Here is a 26,178-nt window from a genome sequence, read left to right as displayed (position 1 = left end):
AGGATGTTGATGCAAATGAAGTGGATACGGGGAAAGGCAGCCTGGCTGGTGCTTTTGTGCATGGTTATGGTGATGGGAATGTCAATCACAGCTGGAGCTTCCGGCAGCTTGAAGATCCGGCTGGACCATGGCGGGAAGAGCAGCTGGACAGAGGGAATTCAAATTCCGTCAGTCACGGTGAATTTGTCAGAAACAAGTCCCGAATGGAATAAGGATCCTGAGAAATGGGAACCAGGGAAAAAAGTAATTGCTACCTTAAGAGTTCCTGGCACCTACTCTAATTCTGATTGCTCTGTCACCGGAGGTAAGCTGATATCCGCAAAGGCAGAAGATGGTGAGACTGTAGTAAAGGTTTCCTACGTTCCGGTAGCAAAGCTTGCCGGCACGGAAAAAGCAGGCTTTAGCGATGCGGCCAGAACAAAGGCAACCTGGAAAAAGGTTCCCTTCGCTTCCCGGTATCAGGTCGTTGTTTATAAGGAAGGCGGCATCTGGGTCAAGAGCATGACCATTTCCACCAACACCGTAGATCTGCTGCAATATATGGAAAATGGCCAGAAGTATTATTATACGGTGAAAGCCATTCTAAAGGATTCTTCTGAGGAAGAGTATTTACAGGAAGGTGAGCCGGTGATTTCTGACGATTCCGTGGTTCAGGAGCTGGGTGAAACAAACGGTGCCTGGGCGGAATATAAGAACGGTAAGAAGTACCGTAGCGAGGATGGCGCTTATGCCGCCAACACCTGGAAGATGATAAGCGGTAAATGGTATTACTTCAACGGAGAAGAATTCGCTGTAACCGGCTGGCAGTTCATTCACGATAAATGGTATTACTTAGGCAATGACGGAGCCATGCTTACGGGCTGGCAGAAGTTAGATGAGAAGTGGTATTATTTAAATTCCAATGGAGATATGGCTTCCGGTTGGATTCAGCCAAACCCTGGAAAATGGTATTATTTAAATTTAGACGGCAGTATGGCATCTGATACCTTAATTGATGGAGTTTATAAGGTTGACAGCTCCGGACTTTGGGTACACTAATTATATCATGAGAAATGGTACAGAAAAAATTCTGTACCATTTTTTTATGTAATAGGAAATTACGTCTATCAAATAAATAAACCTGCCAGACTCTTTATTTATAAAAGATTTATGTCGATGCTTGACTGATTGGGAATATTCATCTAAAATTATGTGGCATACGAGTATATAAATTCATGACAGAAAGGCTTGCTATGGGAATAATAAAAGCGTCAAAGCTGATATTTGATTATATCAGAAGAGATGAAGAAGAAAATATAGAAGAAATCAAACGTGCCATCGATGATGTCTCACTTGATATTGAAGCAGGACAGTTCATCGCTATACTGGGGCACAACGGTTCCGGTAAGTCTACCTTTGCCAAACAGCTCAATGCCATTTTGCTGCCTACGGAGGGAACTGTATGGATCCAGGGACTTGATACTTCCAAGGAAGAGAATTTATGGGAGGTACGGAAAAAGACGGGGATGGTGTTCCAAAACCCGGACAACCAGATCATTGGAAATATAGTAGAAGAGGATGTGGGATTCGGCCCTGAGAACATGGGAGTTCCTACCGAAGAAATATGGAGACGGGTGGACGAAAGCCTGAAAGCAGTTGGAATGGCTTCCTATCGTTTAAAGTCTCCCAATAAGCTGTCAGGAGGTCAGAAGCAGAGAGTTGCCATTGCCGGAGTTATGGCTATGCGTCCTCAGTGCATTGTTTTAGATGAGCCCACTGCCATGTTAGACCCCAACGGCCGTAAGGAAGTGGTTAAGACGGTACTTGAATTAAATAAGAAGGAAGGCATTACCGTGCTTTTAATTACCCACTACATGGAAGAGGTTACAGATGCAGACCGGGTAATCGTTATGGACGAAGGCAAAGTGGTTATGGACGGAACACCCAAAGAGATATTTTCCAGGGTGGAGGAGCTTAAATCCTACCGTCTTGACGTGCCTCAGGTTACAGAGCTTGCCTATGAGCTTCAAAAAGGAGGCGTTGATCTGCCAGATGGAATCCTGACCTTAGAGGAACTCATGGAAAATCTGATCCCTAAGTTTGCCGGTCATATATCTAATAAGGAAGCTTCGGAAAATGGAGGAGACCATGGGAATTAAAGTAGAGCATTTAAATTACATCTATGGAAATGGTACCGCCTTTGAACAGCATGCCCTTAAGGATGTGAACCTGGAGATAAAAGACGGAGAATTTATCGGGCTCATCGGTCATACCGGTTCCGGTAAATCCACTCTGATCCAGCATTTAAATGGATTGATTCGGGGGACAAGCGGAGCCATTTATTACAACGATAAGAACATTTACAGCGATGGTTATAATATGCAGGCTTTAAGAAGCCAGGTGGGACTGGTATTTCAGTATCCAGAGCACCAGCTTTTTGAGGTGGACGTGTTTTCCGATGTCTGCTTTGGTCCAAAGAATCAGAAGCTTTCAAAAGAAGAAATAGAAACAAGGGCCAAAGAAGCTCTTACTATGGTAGGGCTTGATGAGAGCTATTACAAGCGTTCCCCCTTTGACTTGTCAGGAGGCCAGAAGCGCAGGGTGGCAATCGCCGGAGTTTTGGCCATGAGACCGGAGGTCCTTATTTTAGATGAGCCTACCGCAGGACTTGATCCCAAAGGGAGAGATGAGATTCTGGATCAGATTGAGCGGCTTCATAAGGAGCAGAAGATGACCATCATCCTTGTTTCCCACAGCATGGAAGACATTGCACGGTACGTGGACCGGATTCTAGTGATGAATCAAGGGGAAAAGGTGTTTGATGATACGCCAAAGGAAGTATTTAAGCATTATAAGGAATTGGAAGCCATCGGCCTTGCAGCGCCTCAGATTACCTACGTGGTCCATACCCTAAAGGAACGGGGCATACCCATTGATAGCAACATTACTACCATAGAGGAAGCCCGCGATGAAATATTAAGGCTTCTTTCAAAATAGATCAGGAGATACTATGTTAAAAGACATTACATTGGGACAATATTATCCGGTGGACTCTTTTCTCCACAAGCTGGACCCCAGGACAAAGCTGTTTGGGACCATGGTTTTTATTATATCCCTTTTTGTTGTAAATGATATTTGGGCGTATGTGATCGCCACCTTATTTCTGGCAGTTGCCATACGGCTGAGCCAGGTGCCTTTGTCCTTTATGGTACGGGGGCTAAAGGCAATTGTTTTTCTTTTGCTGATCAGTGTCAGCTTCAACCTGTTTTTAACACCAGGAGAGGCTATTTTCCGTCTTGGTTTTATTAAAATTACAAAAGAAGGAATTCAGATCGCTGCATTTATGGGCGTAAGGCTCATTTACCTGGTGGTTGGGTCCTCCATTATGACCCTGACCACCACACCGAATCAGCTTACCGATGGCCTGGAAAAAAGTCTGAACTTTTTAAATAAGGTCAGAGTACCAGTTCACGAGGTGGCTATGATGATGTCCATTGCCCTTCGGTTTATTCCTATTCTTGTAGAAGAAACAGATAAGATTATGAAGGCCCAGATGGCCCGTGGTGCTGATTTTGAATCGGGCAATCTGATTCAAAAGGCAAAAAACATGATTCCCCTTCTGGTTCCCCTTTTTATCTCAGCCTTCCGACGGGCCACGGACCTTGCCATGGCCATGGAAGCAAGATGCTACCGGGGCGGGGAAGGAAGAACGAAGATGAAGCCTCTCCGATATGGGAGACGGGATGGAATTACCTACCTGGTCTTTGTGGTGTACATGGCCGCAATTGCAGCCGTTCGGATCATGAGATAAGAAATTCCGTAAAAAGGAGAAGTTATGAAACGGGTAAAAATGATCGTAGCCTACGACGGTACCAACTACTGCGGCTGGCAGATACAAAATAACGGGCTGACCATAGAAGAGGTCCTTAACAAGACCCTGACGGAGCTATTAAAAGAAAAGATCACTGTTACCGGAGCCAGCAGAACTGATTCCGGAGTACATGCGGAGGGGAATGTGGCGGTTTTTGACACCGAAAACAGGATGCCCGCGGATAAAATCTGTTTTGCTTTGAACCAAAGACTTCCGGACGATATTCGCATCCTCCAGTCAGAGGAGGTAGCACCGGATTACCACCCCAGAAAGCAAAACTGCGTCAAAACATATGAATATAAAATCATGAACCGGAAAATTGAGATACCTACCTTAAGACTTTATACTCATTTCTGCTATTATCCCCTCGACGTGGACAAAATGCGGGAGGCAGGTGCCTATCTGGTGGGAGAACATGATTTTAAAAGCTTCTGTACGGCCCGTGGACAGGCGGAAGAGACCGTAAGGACCATTTATAGCCTGGACATAGAAAAGACCGGAGATTTGATTATAATACGTATTAAGGGAAGCGGATTTTTATATAACATGGTGCGGATCATCGCAGGAACCCTGATGAAGGTGGGAATGGGTGTCTATCCGCCTTCCCATGTGGAAGATATCATAGATGCCAGGGACCGGAATGCAGCAGGCCCGAAGGCAGCAGCCAAAGGTCTTACCCTGGTCAGCCTTGATTATGAAAAGGAACTGGAAAAAGAGATTCGGGGAGAGAATAAGGAATGGAGCTACACTCTTTCCCAGGAAGAGATCGTATCCCAGAAAAAAGCCTGGCTTACCATTCACAGATGCCGTCAGGAAGACTTTGACCGGCTGCTCATCCGGGTGGTTCATCAGGCGGTGAGAAACGGAGCGGAAAAGGTCTATGTAAAGGATGAAGAAGGGCCTGGAAGGATTCTTTTAGGCAAATCTTATGGATTTTACATTTTCAGGCAGGAAGATGGGGAAGAAGAGTGGATAGTCACAGAAAAATAAGCCGGAAAACCTTGATTTTATGGGGAAAAAAGGTTGACACACGAGGCTGAATGTAATATAATGTATAACTGTGACGTCAGGCGAAAATGTTCAGCCATGCCCCGGAGTGAGCATTTTTAAATAAGACTAATTAGAGATCATTTCATGATTTCTAGTGAATAGGTGCCCTGATATTGGCACCATGCATCTGATTATGAAACTTGGATTTCATAGTATAGTAATGCTTACTAACACCAGAATTTACAGGAGGTTGTCCAATGAAGACTTTTATGGCTAGTCCAGCAACAATTGAGAGAAAATGGTACGTAGTTGACGCTACAGGATATACATTAGGACGTTTGGCTTCAGAAGTAGCTAAAGTATTAAGAGGTAAGAATAAACCGACCTACACACCACATATGGATTGCGGTGATTATGTGATCGTAGTGAATGCAGATAAGATTTCCGTTACAGGTAAGAAGTTAGATCAGAAGATCTACTACAATCACTCTGACTATGTTGGCGGTATGAAAGAAACAACATTAAGAGAGATGATGGCTAAAAAGCCTGAAAGAGTTATTGAATTAGCTGTTAAGGGTATGCTTCCAAAGGGACCTTTAGGAAGAAGCATGATTACAAAACTTCACGCGTACGCAGGTGCAGAGCATGCTCATGCAGCTCAGAAGCCAGAAGTTTTAGAAATCAAATTTTAATTAGAGGCGCTGAAAGGAGGAAGTTATCATGGCTAATGCAAAATTTTACGGAACAGGTAGAAGAAAAAAATCTATCGCTAGAGTATATTTAGTACCAGGTACAGGCAAGATCACTATCAACAAGAGAGATATTGACCAGTATTTAGGTCTTGAAACATTAAAGGTTGTTGTTCGTCAGCCATTAGTTGCTACAGAGACAGTTGACAAGTTCGACGTTTTAGTTAACGTTCACGGTGGTGGTTTTACAGGACAGGCTGGTGCCATCAGACACGGTATCTCAAGAGCCCTGCTTCAGGCAGATGCGGACTATCGTCCAATTCTTAAGAAAGCTGGATACTTAACAAGAGATCCAAGAATGAAAGAAAGAAAGAAATACGGCTTAAAGGCTGCACGTCGTGCACCACAGTTCTCCAAACGATAATAAACAGATATATTCAAACCCTTGTAAATACTATATTTACAAGGGTTTTTTTAATCAGAATAAGAAAACTCTCCTTCCGTATGGCTCTGAGTGCCAGAGCGACAAAAGAAGTACCCTGGCAAATATTGAGGCTGAGAGGAGAAATATAAAGGCGAATGATTTGAAAACATTAAAAGTCTTATTTAATGTTAGTTATGAGAAAATATTATACAATTAATTTTGATCCGGAGGTATAGAGATATGAATCCCAGCTATTTCAGAATTAAACTTTCAAGAGAAGATGCAATAGAACGGTTATGTAAATACATGGAAGGAAAACTCTATTCAGATAAGATTGAAACATCAGCAGATAAAATAGTACAAGTGTCAGTAAATGATCAGGGAATGTGGAAGGGCAGTGTTCTGTATACATACGAGAATAATGGCTGGACAATATTTGAAGATATTTCAGGCTCATATTTTTCTATACCAGCAAGTGCATGGTTGGATTTTGCTCATAATGAAGAACTAATTGTAGCTGGTTATAATGATGCAGATATTTATGGGGAATTTATTGAGATTAAAGATGGGAAAGTCATAAAAGAATATCTTGAAATTAGCGATTATCCTGAAGAAAATGTAAACACAGGTAGCTCTGAATATGAAATAAATAGGTGGACAGATATTGTTAATTTCATTGATTCAGATACTCTTGTGTTTTCAGAATCTGGGACGGTATATATCTTTTGAAATAATTAAATTATAACGGTTATATGTTCGGAGTCGCATGCCGTCCAGGTATGGGTAGTTTATTCTGGTATTTATTGTTAGAACCTCCCAAGTGGATTCAAATTTATGCCAATTGCTTGGGGATTTTTATTTCGAATAAAGAAGAAATGGTAGATGAGGTAAAATGGAACCATATTATTATAGTCATATGAATAAGCAGCACCAAAGAATCTATCAAGTCATGAAGAGCGGTCTTGAGTCACTTTCTCAAAGTTTTGATGTTCAGAGAATTGATGGAAAAGACCTTAGTGATATTTTTAATAAGTTAAGGTTAGATTGTCCCGAAATCTTTTATGCATCCACCTTTCGCTATTCTTTCTATGAAGATTCTACGTTGCTAAAAATAAAGCCGGAATATTTGTTTGATAAGAATAAAATTAAAGAGCACCAGTTGGCCATGAAAGCCAGAGTGGAGAAACTTGCCCGGGTGGTGAAGGATAAGAGTGACTGGGAAAAAGAGCAGTACATTCATGATTTTATCTGTGAGAATGTGACTTACGATAAACTGAAGAAGCAATATTCACATGAGATTATAGGTCCATTGGGGCAGGGCGTTGGCGTCTGCGAAGGAATTGCGAAAGCTGTAAAGATTCTTTGTGATCAACTATCAATTCCTTGTATTGTAGTTATTTCCGAGAATAATCCAGATAAAAACATCAAGTATCGTCATGCGTGGAATGTAATCCAGATCAATGGAGTATGGTATCATCTGGATGCTACGTTTGATAATACATTAGGGAAAAAAGAAGTACGATACGATTATTTCAATTTGGACGATAAGAGTATTTTTAAGGATCACGAGCCATTGATTTACAAAGCGCCTGCGTGCAATGACGATAATCACTTTTACTATAAAGAGAAAAAGCTATCTTTTACAAAGCAGGAAGATGTAGCAAAGCGTTGTCAGCAGGCTATTAAAAAAGGGAAAGTTCTTACCTTTCATTGGAGAGGCGGTTATCTGACAAAAGCTGTCTTGGAAGAATTACTTCAAATCATAGCTGGAGCAGGTAAGGAGAAGAACAGGCACAGTCAAGTTTCCATTAATTGGCAGCAGGCAGTTATCCGTGTCAAGTTTTTGGAGGAGCAGATCGAAGATTCTGTGAAAATGGAAGATGCGTATGAGGAGGAGAATGATGCGGCATCGGCTCAATAGTCTCTGGAATAAAAATAGCCGCATCCATAATTAAGCTTCATGAAACTATATATGTAATATATTCCACTAAGTCGATTTCTTATCTTAAATATATATTGAAATTAATTTATTCTGAGTATAAAGTTATACTATATCTAATTTCATTATCTGTGATAATTTCATTACAAAGATCGGCTTTGGAAATCACCTATTTGTATAATAGTGAAAATTCGTATGATGTTATAAGCAATATAAGATATTTATGTAATGACCAGTATTTGATTGAAGGAGGATATTTCAGTGACAGAGAAAGAAAAAATGTTAAATCAAATGCTTTATGATGCTAACTACGACAAGGGTTTATTAAAAGAACGTGAAATGGCAAAAGACCTTTGTTATGAATTTAATCAAGCTCGCCCATCAGAGACAGAGAAACAGGCGGTGGTACTTAGGAAGCTGTTTGGAAAGACGAGGGAATCATTTTGTATTACTGCACCATTCTGGTGCGATTATGGATATAATATAGAGCTTGGTGAGAATTTCTATGCCAATCACAATCTGGTGATTTTAGATGGAGCAAAGGTCACATTTGGTGATAATGTGTTTATTGCACCTAACTGCGGATTTTATACAGCAGGACATCCTATTGATTCGGATCGGAGAAATCAGGGTCTTGAATATGCATATTCCATTTCGGTAGGGGATAATGTTTGGATTGGCGCAGGAGTTCATGTAATGCCAGGAGTCAACATAGGAAGTAATGTAGTAATTGGCGGTGGTAGTGTCGTGGTAAAGGATATTCCTGATAATTGTGTTGCAGTTGGTAATCCCTGCAAAGTTGTCCGGCCTATCACGGATAAGGATAAAGAGACCTGTTTTGACAGGTAATGAAAATAGATTGTTTAGAAAGCTCAGCAAATAATTATATCTGCTGGGCTTCTTTTATTTTACCACAAACGGTAAAAGCTTTTCATTCAATCTTTTGGACTTGAAACAGTAAGGGGCATTTTATTATGGATATTCTTCCTATGAAAAATTGCGGGGAACTGAGAGCTTGAACTCGGCCGTGAAAGCTTGTTTTTCGTACATATTAAATTTTAAATTCATATCCCCCATACGGGCTTGTTTACGGAAAATAAAGTTATATAATTGAAATTGATGTGAATTCCTTTTTTGAAAGGTAGGTAAGAATATGCATATTCCGGATAATTATTTGAGCCCGTCAACTTGCGCCCTCATGAGTGCGGCTATGGTCCCTGTTTGGACAAGAGCAGTTAAAAAAGTGAAAGAAGAGATACCAAAGGTTAAAATACCATCACTTGGTGTTGGGGCGGCATTTTCCTTCTTGCTCATGATGTTTAATGTTCCGCTTCCTGGGGGTACCACAGGTCATGCAGTAGGCGGGACCTTGATTGCAATATTGATGGGACCTTATGCTGCATGTATTAGTGTTACAGTGGCCCTGCTGATACAAGCTCTTCTTTTTGGTGATGGCGGGATTTTATCTTTTGGTGCAAACTGTTTTAATATGGCGTTTGTACTGCCGTTTTTAGGCTACTTCATTTATAAAGCTGTTAAAGATAATATGAAATCTGAAAAAGGAGAATATCTGGGAATTATCTTAGGCTCATACGTAGGTATTAATGCAGCTGCCTTATGTGCGGCAATAGAGTTTGGTATTCAACCTCTGTTATTTAAAGATGCAGCTGGACAGGCGTTATATTGTCCGTATCCTTTGTCAATCTCAATACCGGCCATGGTAATTCCCCATCTTTTGGTTGCAGGCATTGTTGAAGCGGTCTTTACATTGTTTATTGTCATTTACATAAAGAAAGTATCTCCAGGTACCATGTATGAAGAATCAGATGAAAAGAAAAATGCAATTTATGGTTTGCTGGCATTTCTTATCTGCCTGACCCCACTCGGTCTGCTGGCGACAGGAACTGCATGGGGCGAATGGGGAACCGAGGAAATCGGAAGTGTGGTTTCTGGCGGGAAAGCATTAGGATTTGTGCCTCAAGGGATGAAGGCAGGCGTTAATTTTAAGGCACTGCTACCAGATTATGCAGTAAATGGACTTCCCGAAATTGCTGGATATTTATTGTCTGCCATTGCTGGAGTCGCAATATTTATTATCTTTTTTAAGGTGATCAGCAGCTTTAAGAAAGACAAGGCTGGTGGCAAACTTGGATAATTTGAAGGATCATAAAATAGAAATGCCGGAATGGATTTATAGCAATGAAAATTATATTCCGCTCACTGATAAGGATACTTTTATAAATAAAAGTATCCTGTCTGTTTTCCACGTTATTTCCAGAATAAGAATGCAGGATTCTTTGGATAACTCAAGGTTTAAAATAAATGTATCCCTTAACATATTCTTTACCTTTTTACTTATAGTTTTATTGTCTATTACAAAAAGTTTTATATTCGTAGTTATAGTCATTGTATATCTGCTCTCTATTTTAAGCTTTACGGAGGCAGACAGGCTGGTTAAAATATTGAAATTCAGTATTAGCGTCACCTTATTTACTGCCGTTATTATGTTACCGGCATTCTTTATGGGGAACAGCTATAGCAGTATTATGATAACTACAAAGGTATTTGCCACCACAACATCTATGGGATTGCTTTCCTATTCATCAAAATGGAATTCGATCACGGAAGCATTGAAGCTATTTCATGTTCCTGATATTTTTATATTGATTCTGGATATCACTATAAAATATATTTTTATGTTGGGTGACTACTCGATGAATATGCTTTATGCATTGAAACTTCGGTCAGTCGGTAAAAACAGTAACAAATATACATCCATGGCTGGTATTGCAGGGACCACATTTCTTCAATCAAAAGAGATGGTAACAGACATGTACCATGCCATGGAATGCAGGGGATTCACTGGTGAATATCATATTTGTAACAAATCTAAATTCAAATGGGTGGATTATATATTTATCGCTATAAATGTGGGGGCTATACTCCTGTTTTTCCACTTTGAAAGGGCGTAACATGATTGAGATTAAGAATCTATTTTATTCCTATGGGGATTCTATCGCATTAGATGATATAAATCTTGTAATAAGACCAGGTGAAGCCGTTGCACTGATGGGGGCTAATGGATGTGGTAAATCCACATTGCTAAAACTCATTAACGGGCTTATTTCACCAGACCAAGGCTCTTATTCATTTAATGGAGTGGAGATAACGGAGAAAAAGCTGCAGGACGCAAAGTTTTCTAAGCTCTTTCATCAAAAAATCGGTTTTGTATTTCAAAATTCTGATACGCAGTTGTTTTCTTCCAGCGTCTATGATGAGGTGGCCTTTGGGCCAAGACAGATGGGAATGAGCGAATCAGAAGTTGATATAAGGGTAAATGACTGCCTTTGCTTATTAAGCATACAGAGTCTAAAGAATAGAATTCCATATCATTTAAGCGGTGGAGAAAAGCGTAAGGTCGCCATTGCATGTGTGATGTCACTGAATCCGGAGGTTTTGGTACTTGATGAGCCTATGAACGGGCTTGATCCAAAAACGCAAAGATGGCTGGTGGAATTTTTGAATCATCTGAACAAGGCAGGCAAGACCTTAATTACTTCAACACATAATCTTGAACTTGTACATGGGATATCAAACAGAGCTGTTCTTTTTCATGAAGAACATACGATTGCAGCAGATCTTCCCACTGAGAGACTTTTGGAAAACGTGGAATTATTAAAAAAGGTAAACTTGATATGATAAAATCCTTGAAAATTTCTAAGACTTCCATATTATTTTTGTGAAGAATAATATATGACATATTCGTACATTATGATAAAATAATGGGGAGCATTTAGGAAATAGGTGCCTGACTTTTGACAGACATTAACCAATTGAGCAACTTAAAAAGGAGAAACTATATGAATGAAATAATCCAGTCTATTATAACAAGAAGAAGCGTAAGAGCTTTTGAGGAAAAACAAATCCCAGATGAAGCACTCCATGACATTTTGGAAGCTGCAAAGTTTGCACCCAGCGGAATGGGAAAGCAAGCGTGGCATTTTGCGGCGGTGCAGAATAAGGAGAAAATCCAGGAACTGATTACGGCTACGAAAGAGGTTATGAAGAATTCTTCTATTGAACATTTTAGAAAGATTGGAAATAACCCGGAATTTAATCCCTTTTATGCTGCACCTACAATTATCATTACCGCCTATGAAAAAGATGCTGCTACTGGGGTATCAGATTGTGCAGTGGCACTGGAAAACATATTCCTGGCGGCTCACTCTATGGAGATCGGTTCCTGCTGGATTCATGTTTTAGCATTTGCTGGAAATGATCCTAAGGTGAGAAGTATCCTTACTGAGTTTGGTATTCCGGAAAATTATGAGATTTCAGGTACAGCAGCCTTAGGCTTTAGCAGCAAGGAAGCACCAAAGGCAGCTCCAAGAAAAGAAGGTACGGTTTCTATTTACAAATAAGATATGGACAAAGTCATCCCGTTTTGTTTGTAGAAAAATTGTAGAATATCAAAATCTTGTATTGACGCTGCAAACAGAATGTGATAACATACCAGATAATTAAATATTTGCACTACAAAGGATTGCCATGCAATCTGGAGTATAAGAAAAGGCTATGAAAAGAAAGAGTAGCATTTTCGATTCCAAACAGAAAGATGCCGGTTGATGAGAGGCTCGTGGATAGAAAGTGTGAATACCTCTTGGAGCTGCGCACCAAAACTTTAACAGGAGTAGGCTGCGACGGAAAGCACACCGTAATCAAGTGCAAGGGTATCGCCAAGGCCGTACCCGATGAGGTAGACAGTGTGAGCTGTCTATGAACTTAAGGTGGTAACACGAGATTTGCTCTCGTCCTTTTGAAACAAAGGGGCGGGAGTTTTTTTATTGTTAAAAAACTTTAACTCTTTGTTTTCTGAATTTCTTATAAATCAGCAAATATTTATAAAAATATGACAAGGAGATGTTTTATCATGCTAACACCAAAGGAGCAAATGTGTATCATCTGTAAAGGCGTTCATCAGTGTATCAATGAGGAAGAATTACTTGCAAAACTGGAGCGGTCATTTAACCAAAAGGAACCGCTTACCATTAAGCTGGGACTTGATCCTTCCGCTCCGGACATTCATTTAGGCCATGGAGTGGTTCTTCGTAAAATCAGGCAAATGCAGGAGCTGGAGCACAAGGCAGTCATTGTCATCGGGGATTTTACAGGTAAAATCGGGGACCCTACGGGGAAGTCTAAGGGACGGAATTTATTGACCGATGAGCAGGTAAAGGAGAATGCAAGCACCTACTGCGAGCAGATATTTAAGATTCTGGATAAGGAGCGGACCGTTGTTACATTTAACAGCCATTGGCTTTCCAAGCTTTGTTTTGAAGATGTGATGAAGCTGGCAGCCACCACCACGGTCGCAAGAATGCTTGAGAGGGATGAATTTGAAAAGAGATTTAAAAATGGAGTTTCCATTGGAATCCATGAATTTTTCTATCCTCTGATGCAGGCATACGACTCTGTGGAATTGCATGCAGATATTGAACTGGGAGGGACAGACCAGACTTTTAATATTCTCATGGGCAGGACGCTTCAAAAATCAATGGGTCAGGAGGCACAGGTAGCTCTTCTCATGCCGATTCTGGAAGGAACGGATGGGGTGGAAAAGATGAGCAAGAGCCTTGGAAATTATATAGGCATTTATGAACCTGCTGAAGTGATGTTTAAAAAGGTGATGGAAATACCGGATCATTTAATCATCAGATACTTTGAGCTGGCGACAGATGAACATCCGGATGAGATAGATAAAATCAGGCAGCAGCTGTCGGAGGGGAAGAATCCCAGAGATATCAAATTTAAGCTGGCAGAAATCATTACCGCTTTGTATCATTCACAGGAAGAAGTGTTGAAGGCTGTTTCATACTTTGAGGCCGCTTTCCGCAAAAAGTCAACTCCCGATGACATTCCAACCATGATTCTGGCTATAGGAAGAGAGACGGTGAATGATACCATTCCTCAATTCGTCGCCATGGGATTTGTAAAGAGCAGAAGCGAATTTATACGGCTCTTAAAGCAGGGAGGAATCCGGCTAAATGAAGAAAAAATTGTGGAAGATGATTTGAATACAGTGTTATTTAATGATGACGTTTTAAAAATCGGGAAGAAACTATTTGTCAGGGTGAACAAGTAATAAGGAAAAATTATCCACATTTTTATTGAATTGTCTTATTTAAGGATGGTATCATGGATTTATAGCTGAGAATACAGTGGAAATTTTCAGGAACGAAAGGGAAAGAAAGATTTGACTGAGACACTGTGTCGTACTTTATACTGATTCTAAAGGGGGATAAGTCAGTGAAAGCAATGACAATCGGAGAGGTTTCTAAAACGTATGCAGTATCTGCAAGAATGATCCGGTACTATGAGAAAATAGGTTTGATTGAAAGCCACCGGAGAAAGGAGTACGCTTACCGGATCTATGACGAAGCAGCAGTCAGAAGGCTGAGACAGATCATGATTCTTCGGAAGCTGAGAATCTCATTAAAGCAGATCGGAGTTATTTTAAATGATATAGGGCAGGCCCAGGCTCTGGAAGTCCTTCGGGAAAATATGACAGGGCTAGATGAGGAGATCCATGCTCTGAACACCATACGCTTCATATTAGATGCCTTTGTCCATCGCTTGGACGATGGGATTAGAGCCAAGGTCCGGGTAGACCTTTTGGAAGACAGTGAATTGATTGAGATTGCTGATGCCCTTATTTCTCCTAAAAATCATTTAAAGGAGGACTGCTCTATGGAGGAGTTAAATCAGGCAAGTGAAAGAATGGAACGTAACATGGATATCCGGTTTGTATACCTGCCACCGGCAACCGTTGCATCCAGTCAGTTTACGGGAGAAAATCCGGAAGATGTATCTGGTGACCGAATGAAAGCATTTATCAAAGAAAGAGATTTGCCGGTGGTAAAACCAGATTTTAGGCTGTATGGATTCAACAATCCTTCGCCCCAGGAGGGGGAAGAATACTATGGCTATGAATTCTGGGTTACTATACCAGAAGATATGGAGGTAACGGAACCTTTAGAGAAAAGGCAGTTTGCAGGGGGGCTGTATGCCGCTCATTGCATTAAGATGGGAGATTTTCATGAGTGGGGAACATTTTTTGAGCAAATGAAAAACCATGAGGAATATGAAATCCAGTGGCGTGAACCATTTGGCATGGGAGGGGCACTGGAGGAGCATCTGAATGCATTTTCCTTTTATACCGGTAACGAATCTGATTTTATACAGCTGGACCTTCTGATACCGGTAAAGAAGAAGTCTTAAAAGGAATCAAAGACACCATTGCAGAGACATCAGGATATTTGAGTCATTTGTTACTGATTGATGAGCGCCTCCAGGAGAGAAGGGCAGATTCTGGAGGCAATAAGAAAGGTGAGCTTTACAATAAGGTGAATCCATGAGACCAGAGCCAAAAGGACTTACTGAAGTTAAGTTTTATAAAGAAGTGGAAGACCATAAGCTGGATTTTGCAGTCATTATAAGCCGGTTTAACCGAAAATGGGTCTTATGCAAGCACAGGGAACGGGATACGTATGAGGTACCGGGCGGGCACAGAGAACCGGGAGAAGCTATTCTTGTAACGGCTATGCGGGAACTGCAGGAAGAGACAGGAGCTATTGATTTTGAATTGAGGCCGGTGTGCGTGTATTCTGTATCCAGAAAGAAGGCTGCCGGTGAGAAGCTTGGAGAGGAAAGCTTTGGAATGCTTTGCTATGCAGAGATTCAGACATTTGAGAAGGAGCTTCATAGTGAGATTGAGAGTGTGCTGATCACGGAGCATTTGCCAAAGAACTGGACGTATCCTGATATTCAGCCTAAGCTTATGAAGAAGGTTAGAGAGTTAGGGTATCTGCATTAAGGGGCAACTTAGTAAATAGATGTGTGGGGGTAGGATAATGAGAAATGAATCGGAGATGTTTGATCTTATCTTAAATACGGCAAGGGAGGACAGCAGAATTCTGGCTGTTTATATGAATGGTTCCAGAACCAATAAAAATGCGACTAAGGATATATTTCAGGATTATGATATCGTTTATGTAGTGGAAGCGTTGGAGCCATTTATTAGTGACCGTTCATGGATCGACCGCTTTGGTGAACGGTTATACATGCAGTATCCGGATGAGTTTCCAGGCAAAACTAAAAAGAACATAGAGTTTTACGGCTGGTTGATTCAGTTCACGGATGGAAACCGGCTGGATCTGCATGTGGAAACGGTAGCGCATGCATTGGAAAATATAACAAAGGACAGTCTTTGTGAAATACTTATGGATAAAGCAGGGGTGCTCCCACCCATGGCACCGTCAACGGATCAGGATTACTGGATAAAATGTCCTACGAAAGAACAGTTCTTATGTTCTTCCAATGAATTCTGGTGGTGTCTAAATAATGTGGCAAAGGGGCTTTGGCGGGAGGAAATGACTTATGTACAGGATATGGTCAATCACATCATTCGGAAAGAATTATTGAAGATGTTGTCCTGGAAGGTTGGAATCATGACAGACTTTTCTGTTAGCATTGGTAAGTCTGGAAAATATATGAATCGGTGGCTGTCAGAGGTGGAGTGGCGGGAGTATTTATCCACTTATTTTTCCGCTGATATTGAGGAAGGGTGGGACGCAGTGATTAGAATGTGTCACCTTTTTGAGAAAACAGCCAGGTATGTGGGAGATAAGCTTGGGTATGAGTATCAGGAGATTGAGGGGAGAAATAGTCTCAGCTTTTTAGAACATGTCAGGAAGCTTCCAAAGGATGCGAAAGGGATCTACTAATTTGACATTAGTCTCATCTGCGACCGAACCGTCTGATTCCCCTAATAAGCGAGAAATATCTCAAAATAAGGGGAATACAGCGGAATAACTATAAGGTATGATAGGTAAAAAGGGGGAGATGAGATGAAAAAGCAGATTCATTTAAAGATTGCTGCGCTGAGAAAAAACAAGGGAATGACGCAGCAGGAGCTTGGAGATGCAATTGGCGCTTCCTATCAGACTGTGAGCAAATGGGAAAATGGAGTCACCATGCCTGATATTGGAATGCTCCCAGTGCTTTCGGAGTATTTTCATGTTACGGTTGATGAGTTACTGGGAATGAAGCCGCTGGCGTGGGAAGAGTATATACCTGCAAAGACGGACAAGAAGGAGTATTGGGAGAATAAACTTGACTACCTGCTACGAACGAGAAAGAGTCACTGGAACAGGGATTATATGAGATTTCTTATAGATCAGGTCTGGAAACTCCATTCTCCTGTGAACGTGCTGGATTGTGGCTGTGGATACGGTGCGCTTGGTCTTATGATGATTCCCCTTTTGCCGGAAGGAAGTACATATACAGGTGTTGATTTTACAGAAGAGCTGATAGACCAGGGAAATGAAATGTTTCTTCGTGCAGGAGTGCAGGGGAAATTTGTTACCTGTGATTTTATTGAGTATCCTCTGATTCATACATTTGATGTAGTAATATGTCAGTCTGTATTAAGGCATATCAGACAACCGGAACAGTTCTTAACTAAAATGATTGGTCATGGAAAGAACAATGCCCTTATTGTATGTATTGACACCAACAGGGAATTTGAGTGTGATGGTTTATATATAGATGGTATGGAATATAGCTATTTATGCGAGCACTCCGGTCTGGAGAAAGGTTGGAAGACGGAGCTTTTAAGGGAAGGCCGTGATTATTCCATTGCCATGAAAACTGCTCATTATATGAGAAAGGCTGGTTTGAAGGAGATTGAAGTCAGAATGAATGACAAGGTCTCTTTTGTACAGCCTGAGATGGATGAGTATGAACAGACAGTGGAAGATTTTCAGGAGTCTAACGGTTACAACTACTCTTATCCGGAAAAACAACTGGAAAAAACAGTAGAATATATGGTCAATCATGGTATGAGTATAAAAGAAGCAGAAGGTTTTATTCGTAAAAAGCAGAGAATTGCAGATTATCTTAAAAAGAATGAGGGAATGGCTTGCTATACTCATGTGTTAGGAAATATGATTACCTCTGGGAGAAAGGTTTAGGTCGTTCTATTGCCCTAACGATAAAATAAATTTAGTAGTAAAATAGAGCTAAGATGAATCGTAACTCTTCATGCGGAACAGTGTAAAAGATACCCTGCTCCGTATTTTTTTATCCCATCTTTCTATCATATTGTTATCATAGGGGATAACTGGAAAGGTATTCGCCTTTTGGAATCAGTCCTAAAGCAGGCTTAAGTTTAATTATAAATAAGATTGAGGTGGATATCAGTTTATTTACGCGTATACTTATCTATAATAATAAGGTTATTTGAAATATAAGGAGAGATAAAATGAAAGACAATTATACTTTTATAAAGGCATATCGGTCTGACAACGCCTATAGAAAATCCTTTAATGAATTGGCTCAGACTGTGTTTGATATAAATTTTGAAGACTGGTATCAAAATGGTTACTGGACGGAAAAATATATTCCTTATTCCTTCCTTCACAAGGATAAGGTCATTGCTAATGTATCTGTAAGCCCGATGAAATTCGTGCACAATGGAATCGAAAGAAGCTATGTTCAGTTGGGAACTGTGATGACAGATGAAGCGTATCGAAATCAAGGGCTGATCCGGCGTCTGATCCATGAGGTGGATTCTGATTATAGTAATAAAGTAGATGGATTTTTTCTCTTTGCAAATGAAACAGTTCTGGATTTCTATCCTAAATTCGGATATGAGAGAGTAAAGGAGCACAGTTTCTATCAACACACAGATATTGATTGTGAAATGACAGCCAGAAGAGTTCCTATGAAGACACGGGAGGATTTTAAGCTTTTGGAGGCAGCAGTTAACAACAGTTGTATGCAAAGCAGCTTTTGGATGATGGAAAACATGGAACTGGTCATGTTTTACGCCACTAACTTCATGAATCAAAACGTCTTTGAAATGAAAGATCAAAATGCTTATGCCATCGCAGAACTTGACCAGGGAGAATTATTTCTCCATCAGGTTTTTTCACCGGAAAAGGTAAATCTGGAAAGAATCATTGCTTCCTTTGGAAAAGAGGTCAAAAAAGTGACACTTGGGTTTACACCATTAGAAGAGGCCGGATTTCAATGGGAAGAAAGCAGGGATGAGGATACGGTGCTTTACGGGAAGGGAAGTTCCCTCGTGGATATGGTACAGTGGAAACAGAGAATTCCTACCTTATCACACACATAATAGAAGGATGTAGTAAAAATGGGGTGTAAAGAGGATTATAGCAGGAAAATTTCTGAACGCTTTTGGAGTCAGAAAGATAAAGGAGATTTGGAGAGTCAAAGAGAAGAAACCTTTATAGATGATATTGTACAAAAACGCCATATTGAAAGAGAGCTGTTGTGTTCTCTGGATGGCATTAAGACCGTGTTTGATGGCGGAGGAGGCAGCGGCAGATTTTCAATTCTTCTGGCTAAGTATGGGTGCAGGGTGACTCATTATGATATTTCTCAAAGCATGATTGACAAAGCAAAGGAAAATGCAAAAGCCGAAGGTGTTCTGGACCGCATGGAATTTGTAAAAGGTGCACTTGAGGATATAGACAGATTCCCAGATCATTCATTCGATCTAGTCATGTCATTTGATGCTCCTGTTTCCTACACTTACCCTCATCAAAATGAGGTAATTAAGCATTTAGTCCGTATGGCAGGAAAACGTATCATGCTCAGTGTTTCCAGCCGTCTTGGATATCTGCCCTATCTGGCAAATCCAATTCAGAAAAATCAGTTTATCTTAAATCCGGAATGTGAGGATGCATGGGTAAAGTGGTGTATTTCTAACAGGGAGCAATCCATAAAAGATTTTATCTTTGATGGGGAACAGGTTAAAAGATTATATGAAAATGGTCTTTCTGGTGGAGATTGGGAGATTGCAGAATATGAACGTGGAGAAAGTCCATGGTGTATCACATATACATTTCTTCCAGATGAGCTGAAATCAATTCTTCAGGCGTGTGGAGTTAAGAATATCGCTCTCGCAGGACCGGGAGCTTATGCCAGAACAATTCCTAATGAGTTGCTTGTAAAGATTATGAATGATCCGAAGCAAAAGGAGGAGTTTTTGAATTTTTGTTATGTCTTTGATTCTAATCCTTATGTATGTGGAATGGGGAAGGATAATCTGTTGGTGAAAGGGGATATTTAGGACACGAAACATGACCAGTTTATAATAAAACAGTAATAACAATGGATTGACAGGAATAAAATAGTAGCGTAGTATGATATTAAAATATAAAAAAGAGAGGTATGTGTTTGTTAAGCATTGTTGGAAAGGAAAACAACTAATCAAATAGTTGAAAAGGAAGGACATAAGTGACTACGTCATAAGTCTGCCCTTTTATCGGCTGATGTTGCCGATATGAAAGCCTTACTGAATGCTTGACCCCTGTATATCAGGTGATCATACCTTAATAGATCTCTGTATTGGATAGACTATTTTGAGCATAACGGTATTGTTATGCTCTTTTTTATTCCCTTTAGGGAATCTTTGTCCAAATCCAGAACTATTTATGACCATGGAAAGCATGCATGTAAGGCGGGTATCATGGTTATTTTTATTTGTATGGAGGGAAAAAGATGAATATCATTGAAACGGAAATGCTGACGAAACGGTTTCGCAGATACAAAAAACAAGCAGGAATTGCCGGAAGCGTTAAGGGGCTTATAAAACGGGATTATGAAGAAATTACTTCTGTCAGTGAGCTGGATTTAAATATCAAAGAAGGTGAGTTTGTAGGACTTATAGGGCCAAATGGTGCAGGTAAGACAACTCTGGTCAAAATGCTCACAGGAATTATTGCGCCGACTTCTGGAAAAGTAAGTGTTATGGGCTATTATCCAAATGATCTGAAAAATGATTTTAAGCAGCAGTATGCAGTGGTGATGGGACAGAAGAGCCAGTTATTTTTTGATTTAACGGTTGAGGATACTCTGCGGTTATTTAAGGAGATTTATGGAATACCGGAAGCAAAGTATCAGTCCGCAAAGAACTTCTTTATAAAGTTATTTCATGTAGAAGAATTGATGAATGTTCAGGTCAGAACCATGTCTCTGGGAGAGCGTATGAAAATGGAATTGATTGTTGCTCTATTACATAACCCAAGGGTTTTATTTCTGGATGAACCAACCATTGGCCTGGATAGTGTTGCCTCAAAGCAGATCCGGGGATTTTTACGGGAAATCAACGAGGTAAAAGGAACTACTATTATTTTGACCTCTCATTATATGGAGGATATCAAAGCATTGTGCAGTCGTTCTGTGGTCATTAATCATGGAAGCAAAATCTATGATGGAAATACAGAGCAATTATTTGAACGGTATCAGAAGCACAAAAAAATCAGCCTCACCTTTGATGCCCCCATGGAATTACCAGAGATTGGCTTTGGCGTTTCTATGATTTCCGAGACGCCATATAAAAAAGTTATGAAGGTTTCAAGAGAAAAGGCAAGTGAGTTGTTAAGCTTTCTAATGAAGTTCAATCCCAGCGATATCTCCGTAGAAGAGGAAGATATCGGTACAATTGTGGAACGTATCTATGGGGAGGAGGGGAGCTCACCAGATGAAATATCTTGAAATATCTAAAATATATATCAAATCCCAGTTGGTTTGGCGGGCAGATGTGGTGTTTCAGGTCCTATTTACGGTTACCAAAATACTATTTGCCTATCTGTTATGGGGGATTATATTTAATGACCGGACTGAGGTGGCGGGCTTTTCATTTCAGAGCATGCTATCCTATTATGTTATCAGTTCATTTTTATCTCAGATTGAGATGTCTGATGGGATCAGTAGTGAAATCAGTCAAAGAATCCGAAGCGGAACATTTTCCAAATATATAGTGATTCCTATTGATATCCAGAAATATTTTATTGCCATGGAAGTTGGTGTTGTGGCTTATTATGGGATCTTTCAATTTATGGCTGCGTTTGTATGGGTTATTATTTTTCGTATTCAATTTGTAGTTTCTCATAATCCGATTATCATACTATGCGCATTTTTGTTGGTGGTGCTTGGTCTTTTGTTTATGGTGCAGTTGAATTATTATCTTGGATTGCTGGCTTTAAAATATCAGGAAATTGGTACTTTTCTGATGATTAAGAATAACCTTGTGGCATTTATCACAGGGAGTATAGTTCCGCTCATGCTGCTGCCGGAGGGGATTGTCTCTGTAATGAAGCTTTTTCCATTCTACTACGTCACCTATTTGCCTTCTATGCTGTTTATCGGACAATTAGAAAGTGAGGCTGTGCCTGGATTGGTCATTATTTTTATATGGTGTGTGATGCTTCAAGTTCTAATCCATGTGACCTGGGGGAGTTACCGAAGAAAGTATGACGGGGTGGGAATATGATGGAGTTTAAAAGAAATATTAGAGTGATAAAGGCATTGATTGAGATAAGATTTCAGAATCTGATGATGTTTCGGCTGGGGTTCTTTGGCCCATTTTTTGTAGACGGCAGTTTGTTTCTCATTCAGCTAATGGTATTTCAGGCGATCTATTCCAATGTGGACCGGATCGGAACCTGGGGGAGAGGGGAAATGATAGTCTTTATCGGCACTTTTTCCATGATTAATGCTATTAATATGGTTGTCTATTTCTTTGGAATCAATGGGTTGCCTCAGAAAATTAAAAACGGGGATTTGGATTTGTATCTTACGAAGCCAGGGAGTCCTTTGGTTAGAATGACTTTTGAAAAAATCAATCCTGGTTCTCTTCCTCTCGTGGGTATGAGTGTTCTCATTATTGCTTATGGAATACATCAGCTTGGTAAGCCGATTTCAGGTGTTGCAATAGCCGGGTATCTGTTCTGGATCATATTGATGACTATTTTGTTTTATGAGATGGAAGTAATCATTCGGTCTATTTGCTTTTTTGTCTTATCCAATGCAAATGTGACAAGGATTGAGGAGATTGGTCTGGAGTTGTGTATGAAGATTCCGGGAATCGTATTTTATGGGGGATATAGATTACTGTTTTGCTGCATCCTGCCCTATGGAATTATGGCAACCCTACCGGTTCAGTCATTGATTGGGGAATTAAGTGTTTTGGGAGCAGTGTATGGGATACTGCTTACCATTATTTTTACTATTATTACAAGAGGGGTATGGAAACGGGGCGTACGGTGTTATAATAGTGCCAGTTCGTAGTGGAGAGAGTAGGGGATATATCGGGTTGATGTGGGATAAAGGGGACAATATGGTAAAGATTACGTTAGATAACATTGAGTTTTGTTTAAAAGAGTATCATGATTTTCAGTGGATTCATACATATGGAAAAGTGTTTTGCGTGTTTGATCAGACTGGTTCCGGCTGCATTAGCATGGGAGTAAATAATGGTGAGAAACGGTATTTTATAAAGGTAGCAGGAGCAGATACGATGGAAGCAGAAATAGATCCTTTGGAATCAGTTCGGATTTTAGAGGGGGCGGTTAAACTGTATGAGCGATTACGTCATCCAAATTTGATTCGGTTATTAGAGTATTTTCCAGTTGGAGACATGTTTGCAGCAGTATTTGAATGGGCAGAGGGAGAATGCCTTTTTGATCATTGGAATTTCGATTATTATGCAGAAAATCCATATATAAAATCTCCGATGGTTAGGTATAAGGAATTGTCTGTTGAGAAAAGGCTGGATTCTGTAAATGTATTATTTTCTTTTTTAATAAGTACAGCGGAACATAATTATGTGGCTGTTGATTTTTATGATGGTAGCATTATGTATGATTTTAATACAGACACCACTACCATTTGTGATATTGATTTTTTTAGGGAGAAGCCTTCGGTGAATGATGTAGGAGAGGATTACTGGGGAAGTAAAAGGTTAAAAGCGCCAGAAGAGTATGTACTAAATGCAGTAATAGATGAAAGAACCAATGTATTTACCTTGGGAGCTTTGATTTTTCAAACCTTTGGAACGTTTACCCAAGAGGAGATAAAGCTACGGTATGAAAATAAAACCTTTCTGCCTTGTGCCCGTGAAACATGGGAATTAAATTCTATCGCTTATTCTGTGGCACTTAAGGCAGTATCAACAGAGCCGGAGCAGCGTTATGGTTCTATAAGTGAATTTTATGAGGAATGGAAAAAGGCTGTAGCGGATGAAATTTAAGTAGGTAGATTAGAGAGAGTATATGGAATGTAGCTTAATGCTCATTTTACTGTCATAACAGGCGTTTTGTAGAATGGGAGAAGTGCATAAGAACAGGGGAGATTAAAACTTAAGCGGTTGTTGAATGCAAAGTATATTGTTTTTAGCAAGTAGTTTTTCTTGACAATAAGAAGAACAGATTTATAATGAAAGTATGGGCATGTATGATTAAAAAAACAATTTTGCCCATGCTTTTATATTTACTATTTTTTAATTATCGTATATGGCTTTACATATATTATCATATCTTCATCGGAGTCTTATAACCTGGTTAAGAACAATTTCTTTGGTTGCGGCTCTCAGTTTACATAATCTTATAATTTGCTGAAAAGATGGTACAAGCTTTCGTGCAGCGCAGTCCATCTAACTTGTAAATATCATTTATTTCTGAGATAGGCTCTCATTCCTGAGTCTGATCATGAACATTGGGCATCCTCCTGCTTCCAGTACGATCCTCCTATCTGCCCTAAAAATTTCACTCCAGTATTATTTTACCATTACCACATATTCCATTTTCTAACAAAACGTATAGGTAGTTATATTGAGGCATTTTTCCATCAAGCCTCAGTAAGAAATATGTTACTGAAAACGAAACGAAGAAAGGGGTAAAGAGATGAAAGAGATTGCGAAAAGAGTTTTAAAAGGGGTATTGTTATTGCTGCTGATAATGATTGCCTTTGTTGTTCCTGAGAAGGTGGAGGCATACGGACCATCGATTATGTATACATCTCCTGCAGGGGCACCGGCACCGGGAGCATTGTATGCGAGGGCGGCACAAACCAGCAATGGAAACATGTATGCGACCTTTGAACAATACACCACAGGGGTATCTTCCTTCCCAATTTTTGAAAGCACAAACAACGGGCAAACCTGGACAAAGGTTGGAGACGTAAAGGACACCCATAAGGGAGTAGGAATAAGGTGGGAGCCTCAGCTATATGAGCTGCCTCAGGCAATTGGAACCATGCCGGCAGGTACTCTGCTTTGTGCCGGACTTGTACTTCCTTATGACCGGTCTTTCTGCGAAATAGATTTATATAAGAGCAATGATGCAGGGAGAACCTGGACGTATGTAAGTACCATTGCAGAAGGAAAGGCAGCATATCCTGGAAATGATCCGGTTTGGGAGCCATTTTTAATGGTTGCCAATAATAAGCTTATCTGTTATTACTCCGACGAACGGGATAATGCTCACAGTCAGAAGCTAGTACATCAGACAACAACAGACGGTATCAATTGGAGCAGTGTGGTAAATGACGTTGCATTATCAGACAGCAGCCAAAGGCCAGGAATGTCAGTGGTAGCCAAAATGCCTGACGGTAATTACATCATGACATATGAAATTGTGGGAAAACCTGGCGGTGCATATTATAAAATTTCATCTAACCCGGAAAGCTGGAATCCAACTGATGCAGGAACCTGTTTTGACCCGTCTGGCAGCGGTCCTTATTGTGTTAACTTAAATGGAACCATTATTTTGAGCAGCGGCGGCAATAACAAACTATATACAAATAGTAACAACGGCGTTGGTGCCTGGACGCAAATTAATTCTATTGTTGGAGCATGTTATTCCAGATGTATTGTGCCAATGAAAAACGGACGCTTGTTTGTAATCGGAGCAGGCTGGAATGGGAGTGGATTAAATAGTGTTACTTACGGCGATATGTCCCTTCCTACAACTACGGATACTTATGTCAAACTTTCTAACCGCGCAACCGGGTTGTGTGTAGATGGATATGGGTATACCACAAATGGCTCTGACTGCAATCAGTACGCCAGCAATAACAGTGATAATCAGAAGTGGGTGCTTGAGCAATCCGGCAATTATTATTTCATCAGAAACGCTGCGACAGGACTGTACTTAGATGGAATGGGTCGTACGGCCAATGGAGCTGTCTGCGGTCAATGGAGCAGCAGCGGCAGTAATAATCAGAAATGGATCCGGGAAGCGTCAGGCAATTATTACAAGTTTAAAAATGCTGCAACCGGATTGTATTTAGATGGGTTAGGGGCTGCTGCCAATGGCTCCAGTTTGTGCCAGTGGGCAGGCAGTACAAGTAATAATCAGCAGTGGTCGATTGTGACACCTTGATTGTAAATATGAATAGTTAACCGGATAATTTTATA

At 40.3% G+C, this 26,178-nt stretch carries 26 protein-coding genes and 1 other annotated feature; all 26 genes read left to right on the top strand.

Features of this window, described 5'->3' with window-relative positions; all coding sequences use genetic code 11:
• Positions 1–15: 15 nt before the first annotated feature.
• Complete coding sequence (locus T546_RS0112280; protein WP_026891873.1) at positions 16–1,038, top strand: cell wall-binding protein; 1,023 nt, start codon at positions 16–18, stop codon at positions 1,036–1,038.
• A 194-nt stretch (positions 1,039–1,232) separates the two neighbouring features.
• Complete coding sequence (locus T546_RS0112275) at positions 1,233–2,138, top strand: energy-coupling factor transporter ATPase (protein ID WP_026891872.1); 906 nt, start codon at positions 1,233–1,235, stop codon at positions 2,136–2,138.
• Complete coding sequence (locus tag T546_RS0112270) at positions 2,128–2,976, top strand: energy-coupling factor transporter ATPase (RefSeq protein ID WP_026891871.1); 849 nt, start codon at positions 2,128–2,130, stop codon at positions 2,974–2,976. Before T546_RS0112275 ends, T546_RS0112270 begins: the two co-directional genes overlap by 11 nt.
• A gap of 13 nt (positions 2,977–2,989) precedes the next feature.
• A complete protein-coding gene (locus T546_RS0112265; RefSeq protein WP_024834902.1) occupies positions 2,990–3,790 on the top strand; it encodes an energy-coupling factor transporter transmembrane component T family protein in 801 nt (266 codons plus the stop codon).
• A gap of 24 nt (positions 3,791–3,814) precedes the next feature.
• Positions 3,815–4,840 carry a tRNA pseudouridine(38-40) synthase TruA gene (truA, locus tag T546_RS0112260; protein WP_026891870.1) on the top strand — a complete coding sequence of 342 codons (1,026 nt, stop codon included), beginning with the start codon at positions 3,815–3,817 and terminating at the stop codon, positions 4,838–4,840.
• Between the two features lie 257 nt (positions 4,841–5,097).
• The gene (rplM, locus tag T546_RS0112255; RefSeq protein WP_024834904.1) at positions 5,098–5,532 is read left to right on the top strand and encodes a 50S ribosomal protein L13; all 435 of its coding nucleotides are present in this window, start codon (positions 5,098–5,100) and stop codon (positions 5,530–5,532) included.
• Between the two features lie 28 nt (positions 5,533–5,560).
• Complete coding sequence (gene rpsI, locus T546_RS0112250; RefSeq protein ID WP_024834905.1) at positions 5,561–5,953, top strand: 30S ribosomal protein S9; 393 nt, start codon at positions 5,561–5,563, stop codon at positions 5,951–5,953.
• Between the two features lie 240 nt (positions 5,954–6,193).
• Positions 6,194–6,682 (top strand): hypothetical protein, encoded by a 489-nt coding sequence (locus T546_RS0112245; RefSeq protein ID WP_026891869.1) that lies wholly within the window; start codon positions 6,194–6,196, stop codon positions 6,680–6,682.
• Positions 6,683–6,845: 163 nt separating this feature from the next.
• On the top strand, positions 6,846–7,874 hold the full coding sequence (locus T546_RS0112240) for a transglutaminase domain-containing protein (protein ID WP_026891868.1): 1,029 nt from the start codon (positions 6,846–6,848) through the stop codon (positions 7,872–7,874).
• A gap of 279 nt (positions 7,875–8,153) precedes the next feature.
• The gene (locus T546_RS0112235; protein ID WP_026891867.1) at positions 8,154–8,741 is read left to right on the top strand and encodes a sugar O-acetyltransferase; all 588 of its coding nucleotides are present in this window, start codon (positions 8,154–8,156) and stop codon (positions 8,739–8,741) included.
• Between the two features lie 304 nt (positions 8,742–9,045).
• A complete protein-coding gene (gene cbiM, locus T546_RS0112230; RefSeq protein ID WP_026891866.1) occupies positions 9,046–10,047 on the top strand; it encodes a cobalt transporter CbiM in 1,002 nt (333 codons plus the stop codon).
• Between the two features lie 22 nt (positions 10,048–10,069).
• Positions 10,070–10,864 (top strand): energy-coupling factor transporter transmembrane component T, encoded by a 795-nt coding sequence (locus T546_RS0112225; protein WP_026891865.1) that lies wholly within the window; start codon positions 10,070–10,072, stop codon positions 10,862–10,864.
• Position 10,865: 1 nt separating this feature from the next.
• Positions 10,866–11,591, top strand: coding sequence for an energy-coupling factor ABC transporter ATP-binding protein (locus T546_RS0112220; RefSeq protein ID WP_026891864.1), 726 nt, complete (start codon positions 10,866–10,868; stop codon positions 11,589–11,591).
• Between the two features lie 161 nt (positions 11,592–11,752).
• Positions 11,753–12,313 carry a nitroreductase family protein gene (locus T546_RS0112215; protein ID WP_026891863.1) on the top strand — a complete coding sequence of 187 codons (561 nt, stop codon included), beginning with the start codon at positions 11,753–11,755 and terminating at the stop codon, positions 12,311–12,313.
• 145 nt (positions 12,314–12,458) lie between these two features.
• Positions 12,459–12,711 (top strand) — a binding site (T-box leader).
• A gap of 111 nt (positions 12,712–12,822) precedes the next feature.
• Positions 12,823–14,034, top strand: a complete 1,212-nt coding sequence (tyrS, locus tag T546_RS0112210; protein WP_026891862.1) for a tyrosine--tRNA ligase — start codon at positions 12,823–12,825, stop codon at positions 14,032–14,034.
• Between the two features lie 173 nt (positions 14,035–14,207).
• On the top strand, positions 14,208–15,170 hold the full coding sequence (locus tag T546_RS0112205) for a MerR family transcriptional regulator (RefSeq protein WP_242842234.1): 963 nt from the start codon (positions 14,208–14,210) through the stop codon (positions 15,168–15,170).
• A 133-nt stretch (positions 15,171–15,303) separates the two neighbouring features.
• Positions 15,304–15,765 (top strand): NUDIX hydrolase, encoded by a 462-nt coding sequence (locus tag T546_RS0112195; protein WP_026891860.1) that lies wholly within the window; start codon positions 15,304–15,306, stop codon positions 15,763–15,765.
• A gap of 37 nt (positions 15,766–15,802) precedes the next feature.
• Positions 15,803–16,675 carry an aminoglycoside 6-adenylyltransferase gene (locus tag T546_RS0112190; RefSeq protein ID WP_026891859.1) on the top strand — a complete coding sequence of 291 codons (873 nt, stop codon included), beginning with the start codon at positions 15,803–15,805 and terminating at the stop codon, positions 16,673–16,675.
• Positions 16,676–16,798: 123 nt separating this feature from the next.
• Positions 16,799–17,923, top strand: a complete 1,125-nt coding sequence (locus T546_RS0112185; protein WP_026891858.1) for a helix-turn-helix domain-containing protein — start codon at positions 16,799–16,801, stop codon at positions 17,921–17,923.
• Positions 17,924–18,213: 290 nt separating this feature from the next.
• Positions 18,214–19,089 carry a GNAT family N-acetyltransferase gene (locus T546_RS0112180; protein WP_026891857.1) on the top strand — a complete coding sequence of 292 codons (876 nt, stop codon included), beginning with the start codon at positions 18,214–18,216 and terminating at the stop codon, positions 19,087–19,089.
• Between the two features lie 18 nt (positions 19,090–19,107).
• On the top strand, positions 19,108–20,049 hold the full coding sequence (locus tag T546_RS0112175) for a class I SAM-dependent methyltransferase (RefSeq protein ID WP_026891856.1): 942 nt from the start codon (positions 19,108–19,110) through the stop codon (positions 20,047–20,049).
• A 431-nt stretch (positions 20,050–20,480) separates the two neighbouring features.
• A complete protein-coding gene (locus T546_RS0112170) occupies positions 20,481–21,476 on the top strand; it encodes an ABC transporter ATP-binding protein (RefSeq protein ID WP_026891855.1) in 996 nt (331 codons plus the stop codon).
• Entirely contained in the window at positions 21,463–22,254 is a 792-nt protein-coding gene (locus T546_RS0112165; RefSeq protein ID WP_034599182.1) for an ABC transporter permease, read from the top strand. The genes T546_RS0112170 and T546_RS0112165 overlap by 14 nt, the downstream gene beginning before the upstream one ends.
• Positions 22,251–23,051, top strand: a complete 801-nt coding sequence (locus T546_RS0112160) for an ABC-2 family transporter protein (protein WP_026891853.1) — start codon at positions 22,251–22,253, stop codon at positions 23,049–23,051. The genes T546_RS0112165 and T546_RS0112160 overlap by 4 nt, the downstream gene beginning before the upstream one ends.
• Positions 23,052–23,280: 229 nt before the next feature.
• Positions 23,281–24,012 (top strand): serine/threonine-protein kinase, encoded by a 732-nt coding sequence (locus T546_RS0112155; RefSeq protein WP_242842232.1) that lies wholly within the window; start codon positions 23,281–23,283, stop codon positions 24,010–24,012.
• A 652-nt stretch (positions 24,013–24,664) separates the two neighbouring features.
• Entirely contained in the window at positions 24,665–26,143 is a 1,479-nt protein-coding gene (locus T546_RS24650; protein ID WP_051629797.1) for an RICIN domain-containing protein, read from the top strand.
• The last annotated feature ends 35 nt before the right edge of the window (positions 26,144–26,178 follow it).

It is taken from the genome of [Clostridium] aerotolerans DSM 5434 (genome assembly GCF_000687555.1).
GTDB classification, from domain to species: domain Bacteria; phylum Bacillota; class Clostridia; order Lachnospirales; family Lachnospiraceae; genus Lacrimispora; species Lacrimispora aerotolerans.
The sequence above is the reverse complement of the archived record's forward strand: the minus strand, read 5'-3'. Positions and strand labels throughout refer to the sequence as shown.

Bases quoted from the DNA above. Each gene is read 5' to 3' on its own strand.
- T546_RS0112280 (WP_026891873.1), top strand. From the start codon at position 16: ATGAAGTGGATACGGGGAAAGGCAGCCTGGCTGGTGCTTTTGTGCATG.
- T546_RS0112275 (WP_026891872.1), top strand. From the start codon at position 1,233: ATGGGAATAATAAAAGCGTCAAAGCTGATATTTGATTATATCAGAAGA.
- T546_RS0112270 (WP_026891871.1), top strand. From the start codon at position 2,128: ATGGGAATTAAAGTAGAGCATTTAAATTACATCTATGGAAATGGTACC.
- T546_RS0112265 (WP_024834902.1), top strand. From the start codon at position 2,990: ATGTTAAAAGACATTACATTGGGACAATATTATCCGGTGGACTCTTTT.
- truA (WP_026891870.1), top strand. From the start codon at position 3,815: ATGAAACGGGTAAAAATGATCGTAGCCTACGACGGTACCAACTACTGC.
- rplM (WP_024834904.1), top strand. From the start codon at position 5,098: ATGAAGACTTTTATGGCTAGTCCAGCAACAATTGAGAGAAAATGGTAC.
- rpsI (WP_024834905.1), top strand. From the start codon at position 5,561: ATGGCTAATGCAAAATTTTACGGAACAGGTAGAAGAAAAAAATCTATC.
- T546_RS0112245 (WP_026891869.1), top strand. From the start codon at position 6,194: ATGAATCCCAGCTATTTCAGAATTAAACTTTCAAGAGAAGATGCAATA.
- T546_RS0112240 (WP_026891868.1), top strand. From the start codon at position 6,846: ATGGAACCATATTATTATAGTCATATGAATAAGCAGCACCAAAGAATC.
- cbiM (WP_026891866.1), top strand. From the start codon at position 9,046: ATGCATATTCCGGATAATTATTTGAGCCCGTCAACTTGCGCCCTCATG.
- T546_RS0112225 (WP_026891865.1), top strand. From the start codon at position 10,070: ATGCCGGAATGGATTTATAGCAATGAAAATTATATTCCGCTCACTGAT.
- T546_RS0112220 (WP_026891864.1), top strand. From the start codon at position 10,866: ATGATTGAGATTAAGAATCTATTTTATTCCTATGGGGATTCTATCGCA.
- T546_RS0112215 (WP_026891863.1), top strand. From the start codon at position 11,753: ATGAATGAAATAATCCAGTCTATTATAACAAGAAGAAGCGTAAGAGCT.
- tyrS (WP_026891862.1), top strand. From the start codon at position 12,823: ATGCTAACACCAAAGGAGCAAATGTGTATCATCTGTAAAGGCGTTCAT.
- T546_RS0112205 (WP_242842234.1), top strand. From the start codon at position 14,208: ATGACAATCGGAGAGGTTTCTAAAACGTATGCAGTATCTGCAAGAATG.
- T546_RS0112195 (WP_026891860.1), top strand. From the start codon at position 15,304: ATGAGACCAGAGCCAAAAGGACTTACTGAAGTTAAGTTTTATAAAGAA.
- T546_RS0112190 (WP_026891859.1), top strand. From the start codon at position 15,803: ATGAGAAATGAATCGGAGATGTTTGATCTTATCTTAAATACGGCAAGG.
- T546_RS0112185 (WP_026891858.1), top strand. From the start codon at position 16,799: ATGAAAAAGCAGATTCATTTAAAGATTGCTGCGCTGAGAAAAAACAAG.
- T546_RS0112180 (WP_026891857.1), top strand. From the start codon at position 18,214: ATGAAAGACAATTATACTTTTATAAAGGCATATCGGTCTGACAACGCC.
- T546_RS0112175 (WP_026891856.1), top strand. From the start codon at position 19,108: ATGGGGTGTAAAGAGGATTATAGCAGGAAAATTTCTGAACGCTTTTGG.
- T546_RS0112170 (WP_026891855.1), top strand. From the start codon at position 20,481: ATGAATATCATTGAAACGGAAATGCTGACGAAACGGTTTCGCAGATAC.
- T546_RS0112165 (WP_034599182.1), top strand. From the start codon at position 21,463: ATGAAATATCTTGAAATATCTAAAATATATATCAAATCCCAGTTGGTT.
- T546_RS0112160 (WP_026891853.1), top strand. From the start codon at position 22,251: ATGATGGAGTTTAAAAGAAATATTAGAGTGATAAAGGCATTGATTGAG.
- T546_RS0112155 (WP_242842232.1), top strand. From the start codon at position 23,281: ATGGAAGCAGAAATAGATCCTTTGGAATCAGTTCGGATTTTAGAGGGG.
- T546_RS24650 (WP_051629797.1), top strand. From the start codon at position 24,665: ATGAAAGAGATTGCGAAAAGAGTTTTAAAAGGGGTATTGTTATTGCTG.